Source organism: Vibrio sp. EA2 (assembly GCF_033042495.1).
Classification (GTDB): domain Bacteria; phylum Pseudomonadota; class Gammaproteobacteria; order Enterobacterales; family Vibrionaceae; genus Vibrio.
In genome coordinates, this window is record NZ_JAWLID010000005.1 from 1 (window position 1) to 24887 (window position 24887).

At 44.7% G+C, this 24887-nt stretch carries 22 protein-coding genes and 1 tRNA gene; 13 read left to right on the forward strand and 10 right to left on the reverse strand.

The genetic code is table 11. From position 1 onward, the window contains the following. Window positions 1-116 precede the first annotated feature (116 nt). The 3 genes from RXX31_RS12805 to RXX31_RS12815 all read left to right on the forward strand — a co-directional run bounded on the left by RXX31_RS12805 (window position 117) and on the right by RXX31_RS12815 (window position 2288). A tRNA-Ser gene (locus RXX31_RS12805) sits at window positions 117-207 on the forward strand. A gap of 184 nt (window positions 208-391) precedes the next feature. Next, window positions 392-1165: a cytosolic protein gene (locus RXX31_RS12810; RefSeq protein ID WP_317589827.1), complete on the forward strand. Its 774-nt coding sequence runs from the start codon at window positions 392-394 to the stop codon at window positions 1163-1165. A gap of 91 nt (window positions 1166-1256) precedes the next feature. After that, window positions 1257-2288, forward strand: coding sequence for a cytosolic protein (locus RXX31_RS12815; protein ID WP_317589828.1), 1032 nt, complete (start codon window positions 1257-1259; stop codon window positions 2286-2288). 162 nt (window positions 2289-2450) lie between these two features. On the opposite strand, the gene RXX31_RS12820 is transcribed toward RXX31_RS12815, so the two are convergent. Further along, window positions 2451-2807, reverse strand: coding sequence for a YibL family ribosome-associated protein (locus RXX31_RS12820; RefSeq protein ID WP_317589829.1), 357 nt, complete (start codon window positions 2805-2807; stop codon window positions 2451-2453). A gap of 79 nt (window positions 2808-2886) precedes the next feature. After that, a complete protein-coding gene (locus RXX31_RS12825; RefSeq protein ID WP_317589831.1) occupies window positions 2887-3882 on the reverse strand; it encodes a 2-hydroxyacid dehydrogenase in 996 nt (331 codons plus the stop codon). A gap of 215 nt (window positions 3883-4097) precedes the next feature. On the opposite strand from RXX31_RS12825, the gene RXX31_RS12830 reads away from it, so the two are divergent. Then, on the forward strand, window positions 4098-4580 hold the full coding sequence (locus RXX31_RS12830; RefSeq protein ID WP_317589833.1) for a murein L,D-transpeptidase family protein: 483 nt from the start codon (window positions 4098-4100) through the stop codon (window positions 4578-4580). A gap of 32 nt (window positions 4581-4612) precedes the next feature. On the opposite strand, the gene RXX31_RS12835 is transcribed toward RXX31_RS12830, so the two are convergent. Next, the gene (locus RXX31_RS12835; protein WP_317589835.1) at window positions 4613-5323 is read right to left on the reverse strand and encodes a glycerophosphodiester phosphodiesterase family protein; all 711 of its coding nucleotides are present in this window, start codon (window positions 5321-5323) and stop codon (window positions 4613-4615) included. A gap of 305 nt (window positions 5324-5628) precedes the next feature. Here RXX31_RS12835 and RXX31_RS12840 point away from each other — a divergent pair, with 305 nt between their 5' ends. The 8 genes from RXX31_RS12840 to RXX31_RS12875 all read left to right on the forward strand — a co-directional run bounded on the left by RXX31_RS12840 (window position 5629) and on the right by RXX31_RS12875 (window position 13597). Next, complete coding sequence (locus tag RXX31_RS12840) at window positions 5629-6582, forward strand: lactate/malate family dehydrogenase (RefSeq protein ID WP_317589836.1); 954 nt, start codon at window positions 5629-5631, stop codon at window positions 6580-6582. Window positions 6583-7200: 618 nt separating this feature from the next. Next, window positions 7201-7968: a DUF3450 domain-containing protein gene (locus RXX31_RS12845; protein WP_317589838.1), complete on the forward strand. Its 768-nt coding sequence runs from the start codon at window positions 7201-7203 to the stop codon at window positions 7966-7968. Further along, window positions 7969-9336, forward strand: a complete 1368-nt coding sequence (locus RXX31_RS12850) for a MotA/TolQ/ExbB proton channel family protein (protein WP_317589839.1) — start codon at window positions 7969-7971, stop codon at window positions 9334-9336. Then, window positions 9336-9890 carry a MotA/TolQ/ExbB proton channel family protein gene (locus RXX31_RS12855; RefSeq protein ID WP_317589840.1) on the forward strand — a complete coding sequence of 185 codons (555 nt, stop codon included), beginning with the start codon at window positions 9336-9338 and terminating at the stop codon, window positions 9888-9890. The genes RXX31_RS12850 and RXX31_RS12855 overlap by 1 nt, the downstream gene beginning before the upstream one ends. Beyond that, window positions 9887-10291, forward strand: coding sequence for an ExbD/TolR family protein (locus tag RXX31_RS12860; RefSeq protein ID WP_014233526.1), 405 nt, complete (start codon window positions 9887-9889; stop codon window positions 10289-10291). The genes RXX31_RS12855 and RXX31_RS12860 overlap by 4 nt, the downstream gene beginning before the upstream one ends. Beyond that, window positions 10291-10911 carry an energy transducer TonB gene (locus RXX31_RS12865; protein WP_317589841.1) on the forward strand — a complete coding sequence of 207 codons (621 nt, stop codon included), beginning with the start codon at window positions 10291-10293 and terminating at the stop codon, window positions 10909-10911. Before RXX31_RS12860 ends, RXX31_RS12865 begins: the two co-directional genes overlap by 1 nt. Beyond that, on the forward strand, window positions 10908-12080 hold the full coding sequence (locus RXX31_RS12870) for a tetratricopeptide repeat protein (protein ID WP_317589842.1): 1173 nt from the start codon (window positions 10908-10910) through the stop codon (window positions 12078-12080). The genes RXX31_RS12865 and RXX31_RS12870 overlap by 4 nt, the downstream gene beginning before the upstream one ends. 536 nt (window positions 12081-12616) lie before the next feature. Then, the gene (locus tag RXX31_RS12875) at window positions 12617-13597 is read left to right on the forward strand and encodes a porin (RefSeq protein WP_317589843.1); all 981 of its coding nucleotides are present in this window, start codon (window positions 12617-12619) and stop codon (window positions 13595-13597) included. A gap of 158 nt (window positions 13598-13755) precedes the next feature. Here RXX31_RS12875 and RXX31_RS12880 read toward each other — a convergent pair whose 3' ends face one another. The 4 genes from RXX31_RS12880 to speA all read right to left on the reverse strand — a co-directional run bounded on the left by RXX31_RS12880 (window position 13756) and on the right by speA (window position 20473). Beyond that, on the reverse strand, window positions 13756-15921 hold the full coding sequence (locus RXX31_RS12880) for a S9 family peptidase (RefSeq protein WP_317589844.1): 2166 nt from the start codon (window positions 15919-15921) through the stop codon (window positions 13756-13758). Window positions 15922-16187: 266 nt separating this feature from the next. Then, on the reverse strand, window positions 16188-17393 hold the full coding sequence (gene emrD, locus RXX31_RS12885; RefSeq protein ID WP_317589846.1) for a multidrug efflux MFS transporter EmrD: 1206 nt from the start codon (window positions 17391-17393) through the stop codon (window positions 16188-16190). A gap of 241 nt (window positions 17394-17634) precedes the next feature. Further along, a complete protein-coding gene (speB, locus tag RXX31_RS12890) occupies window positions 17635-18561 on the reverse strand; it encodes an agmatinase (RefSeq protein WP_317589847.1) in 927 nt (308 codons plus the stop codon). A 1-nt stretch (window position 18562) separates the two neighbouring features. Beyond that, window positions 18563-20473 carry an arginine decarboxylase gene (speA, locus tag RXX31_RS12895; protein ID WP_317589848.1) on the reverse strand — a complete coding sequence of 637 codons (1911 nt, stop codon included), beginning with the start codon at window positions 20471-20473 and terminating at the stop codon, window positions 18563-18565. Window positions 20474-20796: 323 nt separating this feature from the next. On the opposite strand from speA, the gene RXX31_RS12900 reads away from it, so the two are divergent. Further along, window positions 20797-21537: an MBL fold metallo-hydrolase gene (locus RXX31_RS12900; RefSeq protein WP_317590112.1), complete on the forward strand. Its 741-nt coding sequence runs from the start codon at window positions 20797-20799 to the stop codon at window positions 21535-21537. A 36-nt stretch (window positions 21538-21573) separates the two neighbouring features. On the opposite strand, the gene RXX31_RS12905 is transcribed toward RXX31_RS12900, so the two are convergent. The 3 genes from RXX31_RS12905 to RXX31_RS12915 all read right to left on the reverse strand — a co-directional run bounded on the left by RXX31_RS12905 (window position 21574) and on the right by RXX31_RS12915 (window position 24795). Further along, window positions 21574-22002, reverse strand: coding sequence for an ATP-dependent zinc protease (locus RXX31_RS12905; protein ID WP_317589849.1), 429 nt, complete (start codon window positions 22000-22002; stop codon window positions 21574-21576). A gap of 67 nt (window positions 22003-22069) precedes the next feature. Then, entirely contained in the window at window positions 22070-22975 is a 906-nt protein-coding gene (gene rimK / locus RXX31_RS12910) for a 30S ribosomal protein S6--L-glutamate ligase (protein ID WP_176292317.1), read from the reverse strand. Between the two features lie 1481 nt (window positions 22976-24456). Further along, a complete protein-coding gene (locus RXX31_RS12915; RefSeq protein ID WP_317589852.1) occupies window positions 24457-24795 on the reverse strand; it encodes a 50S ribosome-binding protein YggL in 339 nt (112 codons plus the stop codon). Between the last annotated feature and the right edge of the window lie 92 nt (window positions 24796-24887).

The following is a 24887-nucleotide window of genomic DNA, read 5'->3' on the forward strand; positions in this document are numbered from 1 at the left end:
ACATCGCCAGGCTTTAAATATCGTTTTCAGATTTATCTTTTCTAAAAGAACGGTCTGAAGACAAAACTAAAAGTTAGCATCATTAGTGTAAGACTAAGTTTTTAGTAAAAATTTGTGGAGAGATGGCTGAGTGGTTGAAAGCACCGGTCTTGAAAACCGGCATACGTTAATAGCGTATCTAGGGTTCAAATCCCTATCTCTCCGCCACTATTGAAAATTAAGCCGCTGTTATTACAGCGGCTTTTTTTTACTTGAAAATTATTTTGTACATAAAATGAGCATTGGTTGCGCTGCGTCTACATTTTTCATTCCAGTTGGTTTACCGTCGTACATATTATTTCCATATTGATAGCATTCGTCATGAATGCCGCACTATTGAGAAGGAAGATAGATGAAGTTACTTTACTGGTTAGATGAGTGGCAAACACTCACTCGTGTAGAACAAAAAAGTGCACTGCCGATTTCAGGAGCCGATCTACTTGATGATGTGTTTGTTAAGTATCAATTAGTCGATCCTAACCAACCATTACTGTTTACCTTCTCCCCCTCTGGTACTGACGTTCAGGTACAAGACTTAACCCCGAATTTTGCTCCTTGGGGATACCACCTAGCTCAACAACAAAAAGTGAATATTATTGCTTTCCAGCATCTGGGAAAAAGTAATTGGTTCCGAAGTCGCAATTTGATTTTCTTCCTTGAGCAGTTGGCCGATCTGCTAGAGCCGTTTCAGTGTCGCTTGGGATATGGCGAAAGCCGAGGTGGCTTTGCTATTGGCGCATTTGCCAAGTTGCTTGGACTGCAGCATATCCTGCTGTTTTATCCCGTCAGTACAAAGAACAAAACTCTGGTGCCATGGGACGACAGACCGAGCACCGAGCTAGCTCAACAGTTTGACTGGGAGAGTGGCTATCATGATCGAGATTTGGGTGATGCCAAAGGCTACATTATTTATGACCCTACCAATGGTATCGATCATCTTCATGCCCAACGTTACCCGGAGCTGACGCATCTAAAAGTGGTTGGTATGGGGCACGGAACCCAATCCACACAGCTGGATAAATTAGAATTTTTTAACGCGGTGGCGACGGAATTTATTCGCCATCAACAGATAGATATTGCCCAATTTAATGAGCAAACCAAGACTTTGTTTTTAAAAGAGGATTGATATCAGAGCCCCCTGTTATGAGGGGAAATGATCACGCACTAAAAACTAGATTTTTAATACAATTGCTAGGCGCAATTTAGATGGAGGATTAATGAAGTTACTGTACTGGTTGGACGAATGGCTGACTCTTTCTGATGAAGAGCAGAAAACCAGGCTACCGATGTCCGGGGAGGACTTACTTGACGACGTGTTTGTTAAGTATGAGTTTGTTGATCGCAACAAACCGCTATTGTTCACCTTTTCCCCTGCTGGTACTAATTTACAAGTACAGGACTTACATCCAGATTTTGCGCCTTGGGGCTACCGACTGGCCCAGAAACAGAAAGTAAACGTTATCTCTTTTCAGCACCTCGGGAAAAGTAATTGGTTTCGTAGCCGCAATTTGATTTTCTTTCTTGAGCAGTTATCGACGTTATTGGAACCCTTCGAGTGCCGTTTAGGCTATGGGCTAAGTCGGGGTGGCTTCGCTATTGGTGCATTTGCCAAATTGCTTCAGCTGGACCAGGTATTACTGTTTCATCCTGTCAGTACCAAAAACCAAGCGTTAGTGCCTTGGGATGACAGATCGAGTACAGAATTAGCTCAACAGTTTGACTGGGAGGGTGACTATCACGATTTGGATCTAGGCGATGCACAGGGCTATATCATTTATGACCCAACTAACGATATTGATCGCCTTCATGCTAAGCGCTATCCAGAGCTGACTCATCTACGGGTTTACGGCATGGGACATGGAACTCACGCTACTTATATGAATAAATTTGGTTTTTACAAACAAGTAGCCGCTGACTTTATCCGCTATCAACAGATAGACATTGCCCAGTTTCGCCATCAAACGAAAACTCTGCGCTTGAAAGAGGATTATTACCAGTGCCTCAACAAGGCGAACGCAAGCTCACAACATCGTTTGAACCTACTGAGTACTGCTCATAATGTGCTGATTGACGAAAAGAAAGCACACGTGAAAGAACATCAGGCTCAAATTGATATTCAACCACTGGTCGACATCGCGCTGAAACATGAGCATGACAATCCGCAAGATACGGTACAACTTTTAGAAGTTGCTCAGCAATTGGTTCCTGGTGATCCTTTAGTAGAACACAAGCTCCAGCAGCTCACATAAAAACATGCCTTGAAAAGCGGGGAGGGGTATCTTAAGTGAAGAGTGTTGGGTTGCAGTCTTTATAAACCTGTTCGATTGTTGTATCAGAAACAGCAGAATAACAAAGCTAAAAAAGCCCAAGTATTAACTTGGGCTTGAAATGAAACCGTGTAATAGCGCAGATTAAAACTCTTTTGGTGCAAAACCTGTCATCGCATCCAGACGTAGCTCTTTACCAAGCTTGGTCATCGGGTGAACGATAACAAGTCCGCGCACGCGCTTCTTGAGTTTGCCAATGTCTGCCTGCTCTTCTTTGGTAATTTCACGAGAAAATGGCATATCCAGCAAGCTCTTACGCTCTTTATTCAGTTCGTAATTCTGTTTGTGCTTAAGCTGATTAAGTTTTTTGCTTAATTGCTCGACTTCGTCAGTAAACTTAGAAATCATTTCGTGATCACCACGAGAACGTGCTGCATCGAGTTTACGCTGGCAGTTCTCTACGCGGTTGTGCAGCTTTTGAATATCAGTTTTTATGCTCATGGTAGTAAGACTCTAATTTTAAATGGTCGAGGAGTATAGCATAGCTGAAATCAAATCCCGTACTACTCGATCCGCTCCATCAGTTGATTAATTCATTGCCGGAAGTTTGTCCGGAGAAAAACGCTTCAATATTGCTGAGCGTGACGGCGGCAATGTTATTTAACGCTTCGTGGGTCAGGAATGCCTGATGTCCAGTGAACAGAACGTTGTGGCAAGCAGAGAGGCGACGAAAAACATCGTCGACAATGATGTCATTCGATTTATCCTGGAAGAACAGCTCTTTTTCATTGTCGTATACATCCAGTCCCAATGAACCAATTCTGCCTTGTTTTAGGGCTTCAATTGCTGCAACTGAATCTAATAGCTCGCCACGACTGGTATTGATGATCATCACACCATCTTTCATTTTCGAAAATGACTCTGCATTGAGTAGATGGTAGTTCTCTTTACTCATTGGGCAATGCAACGTAATAATATCGGCATTGGCATAAATATCTTCTAGAGAGCAGTAACGTGCGCCCATCTCTATGGCTAGAGGGTTTTCGTAAGGATCATGGCAAAGAACCTCCATACCCAATCCCTTGAAAATTCTCATCGCAGCGATGCCAATTTTTCCTGTGCCAATTACGCCGACCGTTTTGCCAAAAAAGTTGAAGCCAACTAAACCCTCAAGAGAGAAGTTTGCGTCCCGGGTGCGTTGATAGGCTTTGTGCAGTCGACGGTTCAAACACATCATCAAACCGACAGTGTGCTCTGCCACCGCCTCAGGAGAGTAGGCCGGCACACGTACCACTTGTATACCTAATTGTTTAGCGGCTTGCTGGTCTACTTTATCAAAACCAGCACAGCGCATCGCAATAAGCTTCGTGCCGCCCTGAGACAGTTGCTTTAGGACAGGCTCTGACAAGTCGTCATTAACGAAAGCGCATACCACTTCGCAGTCGTGCGCCATTTTGGCTGTCTTGGTGGTCAGCCGAAAATCGTGATAATGAAACTCTAAATCCTGGTGATCTTTGACATTGTTAAATGAGGCTTCGTCGTAAGATTTGGCGCTAAAAAAAGCAACGTTAATCATAATAATCTCTCGAAATCTTTGTGTTCTCTAATAACGTAATGCAACTTGGGTACAATGAGTAGTTAAATCGGCATTACGTCTTAAGTCATAGCAAAATATCATTAACAAGGATTTTTTACGTCCCAACGTTATATTCAGATTGCTTTGTCATTACCAACTGACTAGCATATCTCCTCCTAGTTATCCTTCTTGGTTTGTTGTTAGGCGTTCTGGCGATGTCAGTAAAATGGTGTTCTCTACTTGTATGTTGCGCGTTTGTGTTTGAAGCACAAGGTGCTGTTGATCTTGTTAAAGTGGATAAGTCGAAGCGTCGAATGTACTTGATGGAACAAGGAGCTGTAATTAAGGAGTATCGAATCGCTCTGGGTGCCAATCCCAAAGGTCATAAACAAGAGGAAGGGGACAACCGTACTCCAGAGGGTGATTATATGCTGGATTACGTTATCAATGACTCTTCTTTCTACCGCTCTGTCCACATCAGTTACCCCGATGCGATAGATACGCTTGAGGCTCAGCGTCGTGGTGTCTACCCTGGTGGCAACATCAAAATCCATGGTTTAAAAAATGGGGAAACCCAAGACCCAAACTTTATTCAAAGCTTTGATTGGACCAATGGCTGTATCGCGATTACCAATCAAGAGATGGATGAATTTCTCCAATTGGTAAAAAGGGGAACGCCTATTACCATCGAGTGGTAAGGTTAAACCCCCGCATCTACGAAAACAGTCTTCTAAGCTAGAAATCGACTTGGGTAGTCACTAAAGATGCCATCCAACGGCGGTAAGTGCTTCAGTTTATGTGGATTGTTAACGGTATAGCACATCACTTTATAGCCATTCTGTTGCAGCTTTTTTATCTGACGAGATCGTACCCAGTTGATGTTTAAGTTACAGCTATAGGCATTGACTTCTTCTAGCAGTAGTTGGTCTTTTTTCGTCAAGAATTCACTCAGCACACCCAGCCGATAGCCTTTGCAGTATTTAAAGAGCGCCCTAATCACATCATGGCTAAAACTAGAAAGTAGAATACTCTCTGCACAAACAGGGCTTTCAGAGAGCACTTTAGCTAATAACTCAGCGACGGGTTCTGCAGGATGGCGATCAACTTTTACTTCGATATTTAAATTGAGGTTGTGCTCTGCTGCCAGCTTAAGCAGCTCTTCCAACGTCATGATGGCCTCACCTGTAAACTCGTCACTAAACCAACCACCAAAATCTAAGCTTCGCAGTTCATCCAAAGTGAGTTCATCAACTCGACCCTGCCCATTACTGCAGCGATTGACGGTGTGATCATGGCAAACAACCAAGATGTTATCTTTTGTTGGTTGTACATCCACTTCCACCCACTTCAAATCAAGGTTTATCGCTGCGAGAACGCTTATCTTTGTGTTTTCTGGGTAGGAGCCTGCCACGCCTCGGTGACCAATTAACAGTGTATCCATTTGATTGTTCTTTTTGGTTAGGTTGAGCAAGATTGTACGTGATTTTTGACCAGGCTGGAGCTTTAACCATCTCAGCATGCTAATGAAAAGTAAAAGTCTCGTCGTGCACTCTAATCATATAAATAGGTTGGACTTTTACTCTATCGCAGCTCATTTTTAAAGTAACGACTGATCTTGTGAGCTCAGAACAATACTCATAAGCTACAACAAACAGAGTATAAGCGTGATAGTTAAAGATTTGATGATTGCACGGGTTTGAATCCTGCACCTGCAGTGATTTGGAGAGAAATATCAGGGAGAGAAAAATGAAGATCGGTGTCATTGGCGCTGGTGCTGTTGGCGTTGGAGTTTGTAATTACTTACTTACGATGGGTAGTTTCAGCGAATTGGTCCTATTAGATCAAAACCTGGAACGAGCCGAAGGGGAGGTGTTCGATTTCCGCCATACTGCGGCATTAACTTTTACTAAAAACACTCATATTGTCCCTTCAAACGACTATCTGGATTTGTTGGAAGCGGATATTGTTATCATCACAGCAGGCGCTCAAATCAAACAAGGGCAGACCCGCCTGGATATCGCAGAAATCAACGCCAATATCGGGGTTGAAGTCGCACACAACATAGAGCGTGTTGCACCCAATGCCATTCTTATCGTTGTGAGTAACCCCTGTGATATTGTTACTCACTTTATCGTGGCCAATACTGGCTTTGAAGCAAACCGGGTGATCAGTAGTGGCTGTGTTATTGATACCGCACGTTTGATGAGTATTGTGGCCAACCGTGTCGATCTCGACCCGAAGAATATCTTTGGCTACGTATTAGGTGAACACGGTAGCCATTGCTTTACGCCGAAGAGTTTGATTTCTATCGCAGGTCAGCCTGCGGATTATTACTGTGATATGCACAATCTCAAGCGAATTGACGCGGATGAGTTGCTAGAGGCCGTGAAACAAGCGGGATATGAGATATTTCGCCGTAAGAATAATACGGTGCATGGTATCGCCGCCAGTGTGTTTCGGATCGTTCAGGCCGTTATTATCAACGAGCGCTCAGTGTTACCTGTAGGGACAATGATAAAAGGACAATATGGCCTGAATAATGTTGTACTTAGCTTACCTACTGTAGTAGGTAAAAAGGGTGCTGACTCTGTACTTACCCATCCATTTAGTGGTGATGAGTTGAAAACATTGCGGGCGATCAGTGAGAATTTACGCTCAATAGTGAAAAATGTTGCGACATCGACGGGCTTGCAGTTCTAGCAGTAAAAGATTAGTAACGACTTAACCTCTGAGAGCCTGCTGCAAAGTGGGCTTTTGTTTACCTTAAACCAAAAACTAAATCGCTACGATCCCAGTTTCTGAGCAGTCTCATTATTGGGTAATGCTCACTGGTAAGTTTTTAAGAGCTTTGTGTGATATATGTCACGTTTTTAATCTACTGCGTAAGAGAGTACTTTACAAAATCTTGGGAATAGAAAGAATGTAACAATAATGCAAATGGTAATGGTTATCACTAATATTCATTTGAAAAATGACGGAAAGGGATCACATTCATATTGTTATGCGACCTTAAAGTTACTTGAGTAACGATGTATAACTAAGCGCAAACAAAAAGCTTGCTCAGATACCAATCAAGCCGAATTTATAGTCGTGGGATGCATTAGACGCTCGATGAGCACATTGTAGCAAATGAGGTATACATAATTTGATGTGTTATATCTGTATAAGCCTGAGCAAAGCTTGTATCTACGTTGGACGTCCGCGTTTGAATGGCATCGATAGCGTCAACCCTGCTTACATGCAGGTAACCATCTGATTTACAAAGGGGAAGGGTATGCTTCCCCTTGGTCGTTTTTAGGAAAGAGCATTTTAACTCGTATGAATCTAATCAAATCAAGTATCGCTCTGTTGATTTCATCAGTTTTGATTCCCGTTCACGCGGAAAATCTCAGCGATGCACAAGCAGTGCAAAGTAAAACCAATCAAGCATCTGCGGTCAGTCAAAAACGCATTGATACCAGTGCTGAAAAGGCGTTGACGCTAGAGGCAGAAATCGAACAGTTGCAAGAAGAAGTCAGCAACTTAAAGATTTATCGCGATCACCTGACCAGTCTTGTGAATAGCCAAAATCAAGAAGTAGACAATTTGCAGGGTCAAATCGAGCAAATTGCGCACACTCGTCAAGGTGTGGTGCCATTGATGTATCACATGCTGGACGGGTTAAAAGAGATCGTGGCGAACGATAAACCGATTCGTAAAGTACAGCGCGAAGAGCGTATTGCGAAGCTTGATTCGATGATGACTCGTGCTGATGTTGCGGATGCAGAGAAGTTTCGCCGAATTCTGGAAGCGTACCAAATTGAGATGGATTACGGCACGCGACTTGGCGTTTACCAAGGCAAGATTGATTTATCTACGAACGAAACAGTCGAAGCCGACGTGCTTTATTTAGGCCGAGTCTCTTTGATTGCACGTAGTTTATCCGGAGAAACGTTTTGGAGCTGGTCAGAGCAGCAAAAAGCCTGGCAGCCGCTGGGTTCTGAACAGAAAACTGAATTGGACAAAGCGTTTGCAATGGCAAATAAGCAAATTGCACCAAGCATGTTAACTCTGCCTGTGTCGCTTACCGCTGCGGAGGGCAAATAAATGATCAAAAAATGGTTATCGGTTGCATTAATGTCAAGCGCTACATTGATGCCTTACACCACGTTTGCCAGCGATACTTTGTTGCAAAAAGCACAGCAGGAAAATCGTCAACAGCAATCACATAACGTAACGCGTGAAGCCGGATTTAAACAAACAGAACAAGAGCTACAGTCAATTAAAAATCAATTGGCGGCAGAGCGTGCATCTTTACAAGCCGAAGCGGACGCTCTGAGTGCGACGTTCAGTGAAAATGAAGCTGAGTTGGCACAACTTGAAGAGAAACTGCGTTTAGAGACAGGCAGCCTTGGTGAGCTATTCGGCGTTGTACGTCAGAATGCAAAAGAGCTGGAATCTGAACTTAAAAACTCCGTAACGGGTGTTGACCGCAACACCTACCAGAAAGACATCGAGGCTATCGTTGCTGCGACCTCTCTTCCGACACTGACACAGCTTCAGGCAATGTGGCGCAGTATGGAAGAGCAAGTGAAGGCGAGTGGCGAACTGGCGAACGTATCGTTCACTCTGCTGGACGGTGAAGGCCGTGAGCAGACCATCACAGGAACTCGCCTTGGTGCAATGGCGTTACTGGATGACAATGGCTATGTGAAGTGGAACGGTGAACGCGGTGATGCGGTTAACTATCTTAACCAGCCTGAAAATGGCCCAACGGCAAGCACACTCGCTTCAGGTGACCTAGACAGCATCGTTATTGATCCGTCACGCGGTATCCTGTTAGAGCAACTTGCGAACTCGCCAACACTGCAAGATCGCCTTAGTGCCGGTGGTGTTGTGGGTAAGATCATCCTTGGCTTACTTGCTATTGGTCTGATTATCGCACTTGTTCGTGGCGTATCACTGATGATTGCTCGTCAGAAGATCGCACAGCAACTGAAGAACCCAACACAGCCACAAGATAACCCATTGGGTCGTGTGCTTGCGGTGTACCAGAAAGACAAACACCGCAGTGTGGAAGCATTGGAATTGCGTCTTCTTGAAGCAGTTGTAGATGAGCAGACACATCTGGAAAAAGGCTTGTCGATGCTGAAACTTCTGGCGGCGCTGGCTCCGATGCTAGGTCTACTCGGAACGGTAACCGGTATGATTGAAACCTTCCAGGTGATCACGCAATTCGGTAACGGCGATCCAAAAGTCATGGCTGGCGGTATTTCAATGGCGCTTGTAACGACTGTACTTGGTTTGGTTGCCGCAATGCCGCTGCTTCTGGCTCACAATGTATTGAGCTCTCAAGCGGAAAACATTCGCAATATTCTTGAAAAGCAAGGCATTGGCTTAGTCGCAGAACAGGCTGAGCGCGATATGCCGCACGGCATCAATAAAGTGAACACAGTCGCGGAGAATGCAGCGTAATGGAGCAGATCTTACTCAACACATTGGGTTTGATCAGCGAAGATTGGGCCACAACCCTGATGAGCTTTATGCAGCAGGGTGGTCAGATCTTATGGTGGCTGGCTGCCGTCGTTGCGGTTTGCTGGCTATTGGTCATGGAGCGGGTGATTTACCTGACAACGGTTTTTCCTAAGGTAAAGGCATCGCTTCGTGACCAGTGGTTGGCAAGGTCAGAACATCACTCTTGGTACGCGCATCAAATCCGCGAAGGATGGATTGCAAAGGCACAGATTGAATTGCGCCAGAACCTGTCGACAATCAAGCTGCTCGTGGCAATTTGCCCAATGCTTGGCTTACTAGGTACAGTGACAGGCATGATTACGGTATTTGATGTCATGGCTTCACAAGGCAGCAGCAATCCGAAATTGATGGCTTCAGGCATCTCACTGGCGACCTTACCTACCATGGCAGGAATGGTAGCGGCGTTGGCGGGGATGTTTATTCATGCACGATTAAGCAAAGTGTGTGAGCGCAGAGCCATCCAATTAGAACAATCTTTAAGGAGTCAGAAGTGAGACTCGGACGCAGACCTAATCAACAAGATGAAGCTCAAGTCGATTTAACCTCCATGCTTGATATCGTGTTCATCATGTTGATTTTCTTTATTGTTACCAGCTCATTTGTTCGTGAGTCTGGGGTGGAAGTTAATCGCCCGCAAGCTTCAAACGTGGTGAGCCAGAAGGACGCCGGTATTTTCATCGCGGTAACGGCAGCAAACGATGTGTATATTGACAAGCGTTTGGTCGATATCGAGCGTGTAGAAGCGTCTATCGAGCATTTGCTGCTTGATCAACCGGATGCATCGCTGGTCATTCAGGCGGATGAACATGCGTATAATGGCACTGTGGTAAAAGTGATGGATGCAGCGAAAGGCGCTGGTGTTAAGAACATTGCATTGGCAGCGGAGACACCTTAATGGGAAGGCTGTTACTTGCATTACCAATGTCGATATTGATCTCTGTGAGCTTGTTTAGCTTTATGGCCTGGATGGTAGACAATGGTAATCAACGTGCTCCTAAAGCTTCTGAAGCGGTGCGCTTTGATATGGTGATGGTAGAGAACGATGCCGATGTGCAGCGTCGTCAACGCTCGGTCCCTGAGCAGCCTGAACCGCCGAAAGCACCAGAGCCGATGGATTTGTCTCAAGCGAACACGCAAGTAGAGCCGATGAGCCAAGTCACGCCGACCAGTGCTTTGGGCTTAAATACGGCATTAGATGGTATTGCGATTAGTGCTCCAAATCTAAAGGGCAGTATGGGCAATCAACAGGCATTACCTTTGTACCGTGTTGAGCCGCGCTATCCAAGTAAAGCGCTCAAGCGAAAAGCCGAAGGTTATGTTGTGATGCGCTTCACTATTGATGAGACAGGTCGGCCGAAAGACATTGAAGTGGTTGAAGCTGAGCCAAGCCGCATGTTTGAGCGAGAGGCGATACGTGCACTTAAGAAGTGGAAATATCAGCCAAAAGTTGAAAATGGTGTGTCAATTGAGCAGTTTGGCCAAACGGTAAGATTGGAGTTCAAGTTAACCAAATGATGAAGAAATTACTGATTGGTGCCGTCTTAAGCTTAGGTGCTTTTACGACTACCGCAAACGAGTTGAGTCAATATACCGCGACCCGTGTCCAGAGGGCGCATAACATGGCGCAGGAGGATAACCTCAAAGAAGCGATTTCGACGTTAGAAGGATTAGATCTTTCTCGTGGCTATGATCAGGCTTTTGTCGCTCGTATGTTGGGTATTTTCTATTGGCAAAACCAGCAAGTTAAGCCAGCGATTAAACAACTTCAGTATGCGGTTAACAGTGGTCTGCTACAAGATGAACAGGCTTGGCAAACCCGTAAGATGCTGGCTGATATGCTGCTTAACGAACAACAGTTTTCCAAAGCGTTACCGCACTATTACGCATTGAGTAAGGCGGTGCCTAAAGAGCAGAAAGCCCATGATGTTTGGTTGCGTATCGCACAATCGCATTATCAGCTCAGTGAGTGGAGCAAAGTCATTTCAGCGATGGGTCGTTACGAGCAGTTCGGCCAGCCGGACAAGACAGGGCCACTTTCGATAAAGCTTTCTGCAGAACTGGAACTTAAGAAGTGGAAACCCGCGATCGGTACAATTAAGCGTTTGATTGCTATCGATCCGGTACGCGTGGAATGGTGGCGTCAATTAGTCGCTTTACATCTACGCGTTGATGATAATAAACGGGCTTTAGACTCTTTAGCGCTTGCTAAGCTACAGGGAGTAAAACTTAGCCAGGATGATTTGAAACTGTTGGCTCAACTTTATGCCAATCGTGGCATTCCAGAACGAGCAGCAATGGTCCTAAACGAACTGCGTGAGATTGACTCAGACAGCAAGTTGAAAGCTCAGCAAGCGACGTACTGGCAAATGGCCAAAGAGTGGGATAAGTCGATAGATAGCTGGCGTGTCGCGGCAAGACTTGATTCTCAATACTACTGGAACTTTTCTCAGTTGTTGGTGCAGGAAGGTCATTATCAACAAGCGTTAGCTGCACTCGATAACGTTTCTGGCCGAACGGCCGATGTCGCACTTATCAAAGCTCGTGCTTATTACAAGTTGAAGCGTATCGATGATGCTCTTGCGAACGCGAAACGGTCTTATGAAATGAAACCATCCGATCAGGCAAAAAGCTGGGTCACTTACCTGACTCAACTTCGTACAGCAGAATCCAGTTTAAACTCTTAAATCGCGCTCTCACGATTAAAAGGCTCGAGGTCACCCTCGGGCTTTTTTGTATTTTACTACCATTGGTATAACGCCTTAATTGCCAATCATATACACAACCTAGTTAGTTTGAGGTGTTAGGAACCAACCGATAAAAATAGTGAATCTACCCATGAGACATAGCCAGTATCAATATAAAACACCAAATGTATTGACTTTGATTGGCGATTAAAACACTTTCGTTTTTCTCTTAACCGTACTTCATGCTGCAAGATGTTAAGGCTTATCACTCTATATTGATAAAACTAAAAGTAACAGATCTTGTAGCCTTGCGAAAAGTAGCACGCGAAAAAGCATAAACGTTATGCATAAAAATGAAAAGTTCACTATTTTTGTGTGATATGTATCACATTGTATTCAGGTGATGAACCAGTTGCATAGTGAGGTGTTTGTTTTATTTGAATTTCATTACTACGTTGTTATGTATTCGTTGCAAATGATGCGGAAGTATTCTGTTTCTGGACGAATCGGCATAAACAACTATATGGATGTTAACAATGAAAATGAAAGCTCTAGCCGTAGCAGTGGCGGCACTAGCATGTGGTTCTCAAGCCTTCGCAGCAGAAGTCTACAACAGCGATGGCACATCTTTATCAATCGGCGGTCATGTATCAGTGGGCGTAGGTGAGTACTATGACGAAGACGTAAAAGTTCACCAAGTGTCTCCTCGTCTTAATGTGGCAGGTAAAAAAGATATTGGCAATGGTATAACAGTTGACGCGAAAGGTGAGTGGGCACTTAACTACCTAGATGGTGGTGAAGAGTCTTTCTCAACTCGTCTTGGTTACATCGGTGCAACTCATGAACAACTAGGTCGTTTAGTTGCTGGTACACAATGGACTCCATACTACGATGTGGGCGGTGTGGCAGATTTACCAATCGCGTTTGCCAATGACTTCTTATATTCAAATCACTACGAGCTTGGTTCAGCGCGTGGTGAGAAAATGCTTAGCTACCGCAAAGGCTTCCAATTTGGTGAGGGTTTTGCTTTTAACCTAGGTCTAGGTTGGCAAGGTGAAAACGGTGCTTACGATGATCGCGGTCAAGTTTCTCTTAGTACAGAGCTAGCTGGCTTTGGTCTTGGGTACGCTTACAGTGGCGGCGATGTCGATTTTGGTTCGCAAACTGAAGATGCAAGCTCTCATATTTTCTCTGTTTACTATGGCTCTTATGGTTCAGGCTTGTATGCCGCTGTTGTATATGGTTTGAACGAATACTTCTACGATGGAATGGAGGACACTTCTCAGTTGGAAGCTCTAGTGGCATACGGTGTTAACGACTGGACATTCGCCGTGAGCTATGAGGGAGTGGAAGACGATAATGAAGACGAAACTCAGTTCAGCCAAATGGCGCTACAAGCTGAGTACGCAGTGACTCCTTCGTTCTACACATTTGCGGGTTACCAAATCGACCTAGGTAACGATATTGATGTAGAAGAAAATGATAACTGGACGCTTGGCGCTCGTTACTACTTCTAATCAATAGGATAGTATCTACTGCCTAAACACAGTTATTGTGTTAGCGCCTACTTCTTGCTTTGTAAAAAGGCTTAAGGGAGTAGGCGTTTTTATTTCGACCGATTATTGTGTTGACGCTGATCGTAACAATGCCCGCAAGTGCGGGCATTGTTTTTCTGTTAGTTTGTGTCTAGCAAATCGAGAAAGAAGGCATATTCCAGCGCATCTTCTTTGAGACGCTTAAAGCGACCTGAAGCTCCGCCGTGTCCCGCTTCCATATCGGTTTTAAACACCAGGACGTTGTTATCTGTCTTCATTTCACGCAACTTAGCGATCCACTTCATTGGTTCAAAGTACTGTACCTGAGAGTCATGCAAACCTGTGGTAACCAGCATGTTTGGATAATCTTGCGCTTTAATATTGTCGTAAGGCGAGTAACTCAACATATAGTCGTAATAGGTTTTGTTGTTTGGGTTGCCCCATTCATCGTATTCATTGGTAGTTAATGGAATCGATTCATCCAACATCGTTGTCACGACATCAACAAAAGGTACATGCGCTCCAATACCGCGGTACAACTCAGGCGCTTGATTAATAACAGCGCCCATTAATAGGCCTCCTGCCGAACCGCCAACCGCGAACACTTTGTCTTTCGCTGCGTAGTTTTGCTCGACTAAGCCTTTGGTGACATCGACAAAATCGTTAAAGGTATTTTGCTTTGTCAGCTTCTTACCGTCTTCATACCAAGGGCGGCCAAGCATTTCAGAGCCGCGAATATGGGCAATGGCGAAAACGAAACCACGATCCAACAGGCTCAAACGGGTTGAGCTAAAGGTTGGTTCAATGGTGGCTCCGTAAGAGCCATAACCGTATTGGTAAATAGGGTTGGTACCATCTTTGTTAAACTTATCCTTGCGATAAACCAGTGAGACAGGTACTGACTTGCCATCACGAGCTTTGATCATGATTCGTTCAGACTGGTAATTTTCTGCATTAAAGTCACCCAGCACTGGGGTTTGTTTCATGACTTCAGATTCACCCGTTTTCAGATCGAAATCATAGTAAGTCCCCGGGGTGGTTAAACTACTGTAGTAAATGCGTACCTTATTGTTATCTAACTCGTAGTTCCCAGTCAGATACGCCGCAAATGCGCTGTCGTGAAATTGAAGGGGAAACTCTTTACCACTGGATAGCTCTCGGACGGTAACCGTCGACAAGCCATTTGCGCGCTGTTCATATACGAGGTGATCATCAAATAACTCAAAATCGACCAGCTGCGTATCATCGTCTGCTGGAATTACATCTTGCCAATGCGAGCGGTCGTGCATGTTGTCTTTGTGCACTTTCATCAAACGGAAGTTAATTGCCTGATAGTTAGTGTAGATGTAGTACCAGTCGCCAAGTTTTGCGATGCTGTATTCGATACCGGTTTCGCGAGGAAAAAATGGCTTAGCTTGCGCATTTGGGTTGTTGGCATCGAGAACAGATACACCGCTCGTTTCGGTACTGGAGTGCCAAATGTAGACCTCTTCTCCATCTTTGCTCTTGCTGATGTAGGTATAGTACTCACTGTCCGTTTCTTCGTAGATGAGCTCGTCAGTGTTTTGTGGCGTTCCTAATACATGTCGATAGACCTGGTAACCTAACAACGTTTGTGGGTCTTTCTTGATGTAATATAACGCGTGGTTATCGTTTTGCCACGCGATGGCACTCGAGGCTCCTTCGATTTCGTCCTCAAGGTATTCACCAGTCAGTAGATTTTTAATTTTGATGGTGTAGATACGGCGACTTAACGTGTCTTCTCCATAGGCCAAAAGCGTTTCATCAGGGCTGACGTGTAATCCGCTAATATTAAAGAACTCATGCTCCTTCGCGAGTTCGTTGACATCTAAAATCACCGATTTATCGGTGCCCGCAAAGTCTTTAGCGCGTAGATGAACTTCGTATTCGTTGTCCCCAGAGACCTCACTGGAATAAAAGTAACTTCCTTTACGAACCGGAACGGAGTTATCGTCTTTGGCGATTCTGCCCTTTATTTCTTCAAACAGTGTTTGTTGAAGCGCTTCGGTGTGCTTTAGAACGGTTTCGGTATATTTATTCTCTTGTTCCAGATGCTGCAATACCTCTGGATCTTGACGCTCGTCGTCACGCATCCAGTAGTAATTGTCGATCCGGGTATCGTCATGGATCGTCATTGCATGAGGGACTTTTTTCGCGACTGGCGCTTGAGTTTGCTGAGCAACAAGCTGTGACTGAGAATAATGGTTCATAGGTGAAGTTCCTTGATTACTGCATCCGGCCAAAATTGCGACTGATACGGCCAACGTCGTAAGAGTAAAACGCATCTTTTTATCCTTGTATTTTATACCCTAGTCATCGGTTTGAATGTGAGCTTATTTCGTATGACTTGAGTGTTCTTTCATATTTGGTACCGATGTAATTGATCTTCCTGTGATCGAAATGAAACGTCATTGTGTAACCAGTTGTTATACAAAGCAAACTCTCTTGTTGGATCTGAGATGGGCGTTGGATGCGTTTTGCGGATGATATGAATAAATAAAAAAGGGACATACTGAAAAGCATGTCCCTAAGAAAACTTTGTTTAAATAGACTAGATAATCTGAGGTACTGGGTTGGAATGATCCGGCGTGCGATTAACCCAGCGTAGCCCGACCATTGCAATAACTGACATCGCCATCATCAAAATACCCAGAGGCATTTGATTTTGAGCGGGGAACAGTGATGCAAGTAAGGTTGCGATACCCGCGCCCAAGTTTTGCATACCGCCCAACGTCGCACCCGCAGTGCCTGCATGGTATGGGAACGGAGAAATCGCTCCAGTTGTGGCTGCCGGAAAGAGTATACCGGCACCCAAAAAGTAAATAGTAGCGCCACCAATCAAGGTTAACGCGGTCGTTAAGCCAAACAGGCCTGGGATCAACACGACGGCTGAACCGATAAAAATGGCAACCAGACCAACATTCAGGGCTCGACGCATTGAACGGCGCTGAGCGATGTAGCTCGATAAGCCTGAACCAATCAGATATCCCGGGATCGGAATAATAAACAGCAAGCTGACGGTTGTCGCTGGTAATCCCAAAACGCCGCCTAGTAGCACACCTGCAGCTGCTTCAATGACGCCCACACCCGCGAATGTTGCTACCAGGCAGATCAAAAAACCTTGGAAGCGTTTATCGGATAAAACGTATTGATAGCTCTTAGTCACTGGCTCATTTTTGCGCTTTTCGACAGGAAGAGTCTCCATCATGCTGGTCATCATGGTAATGACCACAGCAATACCAAACAGTGCGAGAAATAGGTAGCTAGAACGCCAGCTGAACGCTTCTGTTAAATAGCCACCCAGTAATGGTGCCATCAAAGGTGAGAAGAGGATACACATGCTGATCAAGCTATTCGCACGGTGTAATTCTGCACCTTCAAAACAGTCACGAGTTAAGATACGTGCCATCGCGCCACCACAGCCAATGCCCAAGCCCTGAATAAAGCTACCGACTAAGAACCATTCAAACTGGTGGGTAAATAGAGCGACTAACGTCCCCACGATGTAAATGAGCAAGCCAGCAATAATAATTGGTTTACGTCCAAGACGATCGGACAACGGACCATACACAAACTGTGACAAGCCATATGGGATCAAGTAACAGGCCATAACGGCTTGAAGTGAAGACGCAGAAACCAAAAATTCACTCGCCATATGACCAATTGAAGGCACGTACATCGTTTGGGTCATCTGACCTACGGCAGTCAATATTGCGATTAAAAACGTAAGTTTCACTAATGGAAACGAAGCCGGCATTTACGTGTATCTCCAATAAACTTAAGGTGTAAGAAGCCTTAGCTCTCCATAAAGAGTGCTAATGTAATTTGTTATATTAGGGGATGATTCGTGCGAGATATTAGTGCTTGAATCTGTGCTTGGCAATCTAAACTTTTGTCGTCAAGCAAGATTAAAATCTATGATTTGGATTAGAAAAAATAATCCGAAAGTTTGCTGTGCGAAAAGACAAAAAAGGGAGCGAATGCTCCCTTTGAAAAATTTATGCTTGTTCTCGACCTGATGCGTAAGCGTACAGCAGTTCTAGGGCGATGGTCGCGCCTGCTAATGCGGTGACATCACTTTGGTCATAAGGTGGTGACACTTCTACCACGTCCATGCCTACGATATTCATGCCAGCCAAACCACGAATGATTTTAAGCACTTTATCAGTGTTCAAGCCGCCGCAAACTGGCGTCCCCGTCCCCGGAGCAAATGCTGGATCGAGACAGTCAATATCAAACGTAACGTACACTGGCTTATCGGCGACGGTACGACGAATTTCGTCTAAAATCTCGTTCACCGACATGTCATTAGCTTGCATCGCATTAATAACGTTAAAGCCGTGATCTTGCTGTTTGTACTCAGTACGAATACCAATTTGTACTGAGTTCTTCGCAGAAATTAGCCCTTCTTTCGGTGCATGGTAGAACATTGTACCGTGGTCGTATGAACTGCCATTGGCGTAAGTATCCGTATGCGCATCGAAATGAACTAACGCCATTTCGCCATAATGTTTCGCGTAGCCACGTAGAATAGGCAGGGTGATGAAGTGATCGCCACCCAAGGCCAGCATGGTTTTTCCGCTTTTTAATATCTCGCTTGTTGCCGCTTCCAGACGGTAAGTGAAGTCTTCCGCATCGCCACAATCAAAGACCAGATCACCGGAATCAATCACGGTCAACTTATCAAATAGGTTGAAATCCCATGGGAACTTTTTACCTTCCCACGCCAGATTTACTGAAGCACGTCGGATGGCATCCGGACCCATGCGCGCGCCTGAGCGCCCAGATGTTGCCATGTCGAGAGGAACGCCGAGTACTACAACGTCTGCTTCTACGCTCACCGGGTTTTTAATATACGGCAGACGCAGAAACGACATTGAGTTGGAATAAAGCGAATAATCGGTTTTAGTAAACAAATCATTCATATCAGAAATCCTCTAAATAGGTGTATCCCACTAAACCTTGTTCCAGCTCAGCAAGGATTTGTGTTTGTTCACCGGCTTCAACACGCTCGGAAACCAGTTGTTTGTAATTGTCACGAATCGCGTCAACGTCAATATGAACATAACGCATCATGTCCTCTACGCTATCACCTTCGTTAATGTAGCTGATTTCAAACTCACCGTTTTCTTCTACGTTAACAACCACACTATGGGTGTCGCCAAATAAGTTGTGCATGTCACCCAGAATCTCCTGGTATGCGCCAACTAAGAAGAAGCCAAGCAGGTATGGTTTGTCCTTGCTCCACGCAGGAACGGGTAGGGTACTTTCAATACCTTGACCATCAACGTAGAGATCAATCGCACCATCTGAGTCACAAGTGATGTCTAACATCACTGCTCGACGTTCTTCGGCATCACCCAAACCAGAAAGAGGCAGAACAGGGAACACCTGATCAATCCCCCATGCATCTGGCAGAGATTGAAAGAGCGAGAAGTTGACAAAGAACTTGTCTGCAAGACGCTCGCTCAACTCATCCAGAATCGGACGGTGGAAGCGGTTCTTCGTGCTCATCTTACGGCTCAGTTCGAAGTAAATACGCAGCGACAGTTGTTCTGCCCACGCACGCTGCTCAAGGTTAATCACGCCTGTTGCAAAATTGGAATGTGCTTCTGCCAAATCACTTTGCGTGTCGTTGTAAATCTCAATCAGTGCTCGCGCATCAGTGCCGTTTTGCAAGTTTTCCCAATTGCGCCACATGTTTTGCAGCAACAAAGGGGCATCCTCTGCTGGAGCAAACACGTCTTCAGGTTGGTAAGCTTCTGTGCCAATTACATTGGATACCAACACGGCATGATGCGCCGTCAAAGATCGACCGGACTCAGAAATAATCACTGGCATCGGCTGCTCATATTGCTGGCAGACATCACCAACCGTGTTGACGATATTTCGCGCGTATTCAGCAAGACCATAGTTCATCGAGTTGGATGATTGGCTACGTGTTCCGTCATAATCTACAGCTAAGCCGCCACCCACATCGAAGTAATCAATACCGGCCCCCATTGCGCGCAGCTCGCAGTAAAAACGAGCAGACTCATTCACGCCGTTGCGTACATCACGAATGTTCGCCATTTGTGACCCGAGATGGAAGTGCACCAGTTGCAAAGCATCGAGGTTACCGCTGTTCTTCAGACGGTTAATTACACTCAACACTTGTGACGCAGAAAGACCAAACTTAGACTTTTCGCCCCCACTTGACTGCCATTTACCCGCCCCCTGAGAAGCAAGGCGAATACGCAGACCCAAGCGAGGTTTTACTCCCAAACTCTCTGCTTCTTGCAGTACCAGATCAAGCTCTGACAGCTTCTCTAAGACGATAAAAACTTTATGGCCGAGCTTTTCACCAATCAACGCAAGGCGCACGTATTCACGATCTTTATAGCCATTACAAACAATCACGGAGCTCGCTTGTTGAGCCAGAGCCAGTACGGCTAATAGTTCCGGTTTACTGCCAGCTTCGAGGCCGAGTTGTTTCGTCTCGAGCTCTGCTTGGCTGGCGAGTATTTCATCAACTACTTCACGTTGCTGGTTTACCTTAATCGGGTATACCAACAAGTATTTATTCGGATACTGATAATCTTCAATCGCTTGGTTGAAAGCATCACAAAGACCATGCACACGTTGATGCACGATCTGTGGGAAGCGAACGAGAACAGGCAAGTTCAGCTGCTTCGCTTCTAGCTCTTTTACAATGGCACTGAAAGGGATTTGATGTGCACGGTCACTACGAGGAGAGACATATACCTCGCCTTGGTCATCAATACCGTAGAAACCCTGGCTCCAGTAGTGAACGTTGTAGTCCGCGCGAATGCGGTCTAATTTCGTTGCTTTTTCCAACTCAATTCTCACAAAAATGTACTTAAGCCTTTAATTCATCAGAAGGAAAAGTACCAAAAAGCAAATCATGAGGCGTTAACCTCATACCCTGACACGAACTCCGTGTGCGCGCATTAACGGACAAAAGTTGTCTAGAGTCTAATGATTAAAATCTATCTTATCGATTAGGTTTTGTTGTCGAGTAGTGACGTAAACATTTATTTAACATTCGTTCTAATCTGCTGTTATAGTTGGTCTGACCAGAAAGGGTTTCTTGATTAAAAACACCTCAAAAATAAGGATATGTTTTGCAGCTGCATAGAATTCAGGGGTATATCCAGACCATGTATCTCGCCGAGTACACCGACAAACTTATGTTGCTTGATGGCGCAAGCCGAGCTGATATTCCTCATATCAAAGATTTTATTGAGCATCAGCTTAAGCGACCATTTACAGACCTTAAGCTGGTGGTCGTGACGCACATGCATCCTGATCACGCGGGAGCCGCGCATAAACTTAGATCTCTGACAGGATGTAAAGTCTTAGCGGCTAAACGTGAATCCCAATGGTATAGCGGTGTTGATGGTTGGTTGATGCATTTAACCGACTTGTTTTTGGCAAGGTGGATGGCAAATCGTATGCGTAAACCAAAGCGTAACCTTTGGTACTCGCGCAAATTAATGCCTGATATTGAGCTGCTTGATGGTGATAGTATTCCGGGATTTGAAGATTGGCAGGTACTGGAAACTCAGGGGCATACCGACCGAGACTTATCGGTCTATCATTCGCAGCAGAGTGTGTTGTATGTAGCAGATTTGATGGTAAAAGTGAAAAAGCATTTGATTGCTCCGTTTCCTATTTTTCATCCCAATCAATATCGGTGTTCTGTGAAACGGGTTTTTGAACTGCAGCCGAGCTGTTTGTTGCTTGCACATGGAGGAGAAGTCGTATTGGATGAAAAAGCCTATCTGCATATTATGGATACAGCACCAACTAAGCCGCATACGCATTGGAGAGCGACAAAAATAAAGATAAAAGGCCTAGTTAGTGTGCTGCTACGGAGAAATAAGCAAAGCGAAGAGTGACACCGGTTTAGCATCACTCATCTAATGCGATTACCGTTATGGAGCCAGCATGTGAGACTGGCTCGGATCAACCAACACTTTATCTGACATTGCCTGACGGCCTAACAGCATCATGTAAGTCATATTTTCACGGTTGGTTAACGTAATGTCGATTGGCCACTGCTGGTCTTTCATGCGCAGCATTGTGGTGATCACGCAGCGGTGCTCGAAAGTCCCATTTGAGGATTTCACTTTACGGTTCGCTTTCAGTGGTGCTGTACAACGAACAACCTGTTCTAAGTGATAAACATCCGGATGGAGGTCGAACTCTACGTATGAACGGCCGTTTTTCTCAAAACACTCGATATTATCGACGTGGAGCGAAGAGGTTTGCGCACCAGTGTCGATACGAGCTTCAAGGTGGGGAATTCCTAATTCTGGTAAGCAGATTGCTTCGGCATTCCCAATGACAATTTTCTGATTCATAGTGTCATCCTAGCGACGGTTAGCATAGAGAGGCTAAGGTACTCCTCTTACGCAGTTTGGATAGTTATCAACCTTTACCGCGAGTACGGTTTGAATTTGGTTTTGCGTTTTTTTCGATAAAGTCGAAAATCATCCCTGCAACGTCTTTATTTGTTGCTAACTCGATACCTTCAAGACCCGGTGAGGAGTTCACTTCCATAACAACTGGGCCATTTTTTGATTGTAGGATATCTACACCACATAGGTTTAATCCCATCACTCTTGCTGCATTCACCGCTGTAGCACGTTCTTCTTTGCTCAATCTGACCAGTTGCGCAGAGCCGCCACGGTGAAGGTTCGAGCGAAACTCCCCTTCTTTTGCCTGACGCTTCATTGCGGCAATCACTTTGTTGCCCACAACGAAACAGCGAATATCTGCCCCTTTGGCTTCTTCAATGAACTCTTGAACCATGATGTTTGCTTTTAAGCCCATAAAAGCTTCAATCACGCTTTCTGCTGCTTTGTTGGTTTCAGCAAGAACAACCCCAATGCCTTGAGTACCTTCAAGTAGCTTAATAACCAGAGGAGCACCGCCAACGTTTTTTATCACATCCTGGATGTTGTCAGGGTGGTGAGCAAAACCAGTACGTGGTAAGCCGATACCTTTACGAGACAAAAGCTGTAAAGAACGTAGCTTGTCACGTGAACGGCTGATCGCGACCGATTCATTAACGCAGAATGTGCCCATCATTTCAAATTGGCGCACAACGGCTGTGCCGTAGAATGTGATTGAAGCACCAATACGTGGAATAACCGCGTCGTATTGTGGCAATTCTTCACCCATATAACGAATCTTAGGGTTATTACTCGTAATGTCCATGTAGCAGTGAAGAGTGTCGATAACATCAATTTGATGCCCACGCTCTTCACCTGCTTGCTTTAGGCGCATGGTTGAATATAGATTCTCATTACGAGAGAGAATAGCAATACGCATGGCTGTTCCTTTGTAAGTCAGTACCAGGTTAAAAATTTAATTATAGAGTATAGAATGCAGCAGGCTGATGATATTGATATGGCATAACCTACATACTTCAACGAGTTAGAATGGTGGTTGGACAACCACGTCGTTGAGGGTGTGCACATTAGTTTTTTTCGCTGGCAGATGAAAACGAAAAAAAGTCGTCGTGACGACAAATAGTTTTTATCGAATTCGAGCGAATGACAATGTCTGATTTCTTGCTGAGAGAGTAAATGATAAGCGATAGAAATAATAAAACCCCGCCTGGTTTCCCAGACGGGGCTTATTCTTTTTCGCAGCAATCCGGCTACTAATAGGTGCTCCCTGCATCTATCCTTGATTATGGCTAAGTCCTTTAACCGAGTTCCCTGTTCATCGCCTTCCTAGCGGTGTCCATGCTTGCCTATCATCCTGACGGGCGAACTCTATCCTAGAGCTTAACTACATCCTTGCTGACAACTCATCCTAAGCTATCAAATCTTCTTCCTGAAGATACCTAATCCTTTAGGGTTTTTCCTGTTCCTGCCAACATCCTGTCGACACACTCAGTATTCATCTTTTGTGGTTCTGACTCAATTAGATATTTGAAATTATTTTTGAAATCGATTGCATGATTAAATAGTTTTTTGTTTATATACAATAGTTTATGTCTATTGTCTGGTTTTAGTCTTAGTGTGGGATGGTCTGTTTACTTACATGTCATGTAAGAGATATCTCACAAGCGTTTGGGCGCATATCGCAATGTGGGGGTATTTTGATGAACTGACAGATTTGCCCGCGATCACAAATCGGTCTATATAACTTGGGGGCTCAACATGCTCTGCGACGTAATATTCTTGAGAAGGATGAAACGTATTAAGCAGAGGAGTTTGTTTTATCGCTAGTTTTTCTAATTAAGGTCTAGACTTTTGCGTTAAGAGTATGGTAATTGAATATATTCCACCTCGAAAAGTCTTATTAAGATTTGGTGACAGTGAAAGTGGGGAACTTGATTGCCATTTTTCTGTCATATCTGGTGAGTAGGTTGACCGTGTAGGGAAGAGAATAGTTGGTTTGTTCAGACAATATCGACAGCAAACAAACCATTATTGTCATTATGTTGTGAATCTGGTCACGGTTAATTAGTTGATTCCTATATAGATTTAAGGGAATTGCAAACCTTAGACAATAAGCTCAGTCAGAGCGTTACTTATATTATGAGGGAGATTACTATGAAAAAGATGAGAAAAGCTCAGTTACATCGTGTTCGTATTCAGTACTGGAAAGATACGAAAGACGAGACAGCTAAAAAATCATAGTTAACTACTTTCGACGTCAATGGGCTGGCAGTGGAACCCCAATTCCCAGTAATTGCCAGCTCTAAAACCCCCCTTCTAGCCGCAATCTTAAGACATAAAAAAAGCCGATCCGAAGATCAGCCTGTGTACTTTTTCCTGGCTCAATTACCTGAGCTGGAATTACAAGTAATTTGCGTCAACCAGTTCGCCAGCTTGTGCACTTTTTACTTCAGGGCGAGCTTCCAACCAAGCTAACACTTGTGCTTTTTGCTCTTCAGTCGCGTTGCCGTAACGTTCAGTTGAACATAGGAAGCCTTCAAATAGCTCCAGACCACCGCCACCAAAGCACAGTCCCAAACCGTCGATATAATCGACAAAGTCATCAACGAATACTTCGTAGCGGTCGAAGTCATTGATGTCTGTTTCACAGCTGATTTCGAACCCCAGGATAGCGAATTCACCTAAGAACAGTTTCTTACGGATACGACGGCTTTTGTTATCGACTCTTTCTAATTTCATAACTATCTCTCGTTGATGATGTTAGTACGCACACTTTATACCTTCTATAAACCTATAGCCCAAGTAAAATTCTAACAAGTCGACATGGTTGC

Coding starts and splice junctions, on each gene's coding strand:
- RXX31_RS12900 (WP_317590112.1), top strand. CDS start 20,797: ATGTATCTCGCCGAGTACACCGACAAACTTATGTTGCTTGATGGCGCA.
- RXX31_RS12915 (WP_317589852.1), bottom strand. CDS start 24,795: ATGAAATTAGAAAGAGTCGATAACAAAAGCCGTCGTATCCGTAAGAAA.
- RXX31_RS12825 (WP_317589831.1), bottom strand. CDS start 3,882: ATGATTAACGTTGCTTTTTTTAGCGCCAAATCTTACGACGAAGCCTCA.
- RXX31_RS12880 (WP_317589844.1), bottom strand. CDS start 15,921: ATGCGTTTTACTCTTACGACGTTGGCCGTATCAGTCGCAATTTTGGCC.
- RXX31_RS12855 (WP_317589840.1), top strand. CDS start 9,336: ATGGAGCAGATCTTACTCAACACATTGGGTTTGATCAGCGAAGATTGG.
- RXX31_RS12810 (WP_317589827.1), top strand. CDS start 392: ATGAAGTTACTTTACTGGTTAGATGAGTGGCAAACACTCACTCGTGTA.
- RXX31_RS12870 (WP_317589842.1), top strand. CDS start 10,908: ATGATGAAGAAATTACTGATTGGTGCCGTCTTAAGCTTAGGTGCTTTT.
- emrD (WP_317589846.1), bottom strand. CDS start 17,393: ATGCCGGCTTCGTTTCCATTAGTGAAACTTACGTTTTTAATCGCAATA.
- RXX31_RS12820 (WP_317589829.1), bottom strand. CDS start 2,807: ATGAGCATAAAAACTGATATTCAAAAGCTGCACAACCGCGTAGAGAAC.
- RXX31_RS12815 (WP_317589828.1), top strand. CDS start 1,257: ATGAAGTTACTGTACTGGTTGGACGAATGGCTGACTCTTTCTGATGAA.
- RXX31_RS12845 (WP_317589838.1), top strand. CDS start 7,201: ATGAATCTAATCAAATCAAGTATCGCTCTGTTGATTTCATCAGTTTTG.
- RXX31_RS12840 (WP_317589836.1), top strand. CDS start 5,629: ATGAAGATCGGTGTCATTGGCGCTGGTGCTGTTGGCGTTGGAGTTTGT.
- rimK (WP_176292317.1), bottom strand. CDS start 22,975: ATGCGTATTGCTATTCTCTCTCGTAATGAGAATCTATATTCAACCATG.
- RXX31_RS12830 (WP_317589833.1), top strand. CDS start 4,098: ATGTCAGTAAAATGGTGTTCTCTACTTGTATGTTGCGCGTTTGTGTTT.
- RXX31_RS12905 (WP_317589849.1), bottom strand. CDS start 22,002: ATGAATCAGAAAATTGTCATTGGGAATGCCGAAGCAATCTGCTTACCA.
- RXX31_RS12875 (WP_317589843.1), top strand. CDS start 12,617: ATGAAAATGAAAGCTCTAGCCGTAGCAGTGGCGGCACTAGCATGTGGT.
- RXX31_RS12850 (WP_317589839.1), top strand. CDS start 7,969: ATGATCAAAAAATGGTTATCGGTTGCATTAATGTCAAGCGCTACATTG.
- speB (WP_317589847.1), bottom strand. CDS start 18,561: ATGAATGATTTGTTTACTAAAACCGATTATTCGCTTTATTCCAACTCA.
- RXX31_RS12835 (WP_317589835.1), bottom strand. CDS start 5,323: ATGGATACACTGTTAATTGGTCACCGAGGCGTGGCAGGCTCCTACCCA.
- RXX31_RS12865 (WP_317589841.1), top strand. CDS start 10,291: ATGGGAAGGCTGTTACTTGCATTACCAATGTCGATATTGATCTCTGTG.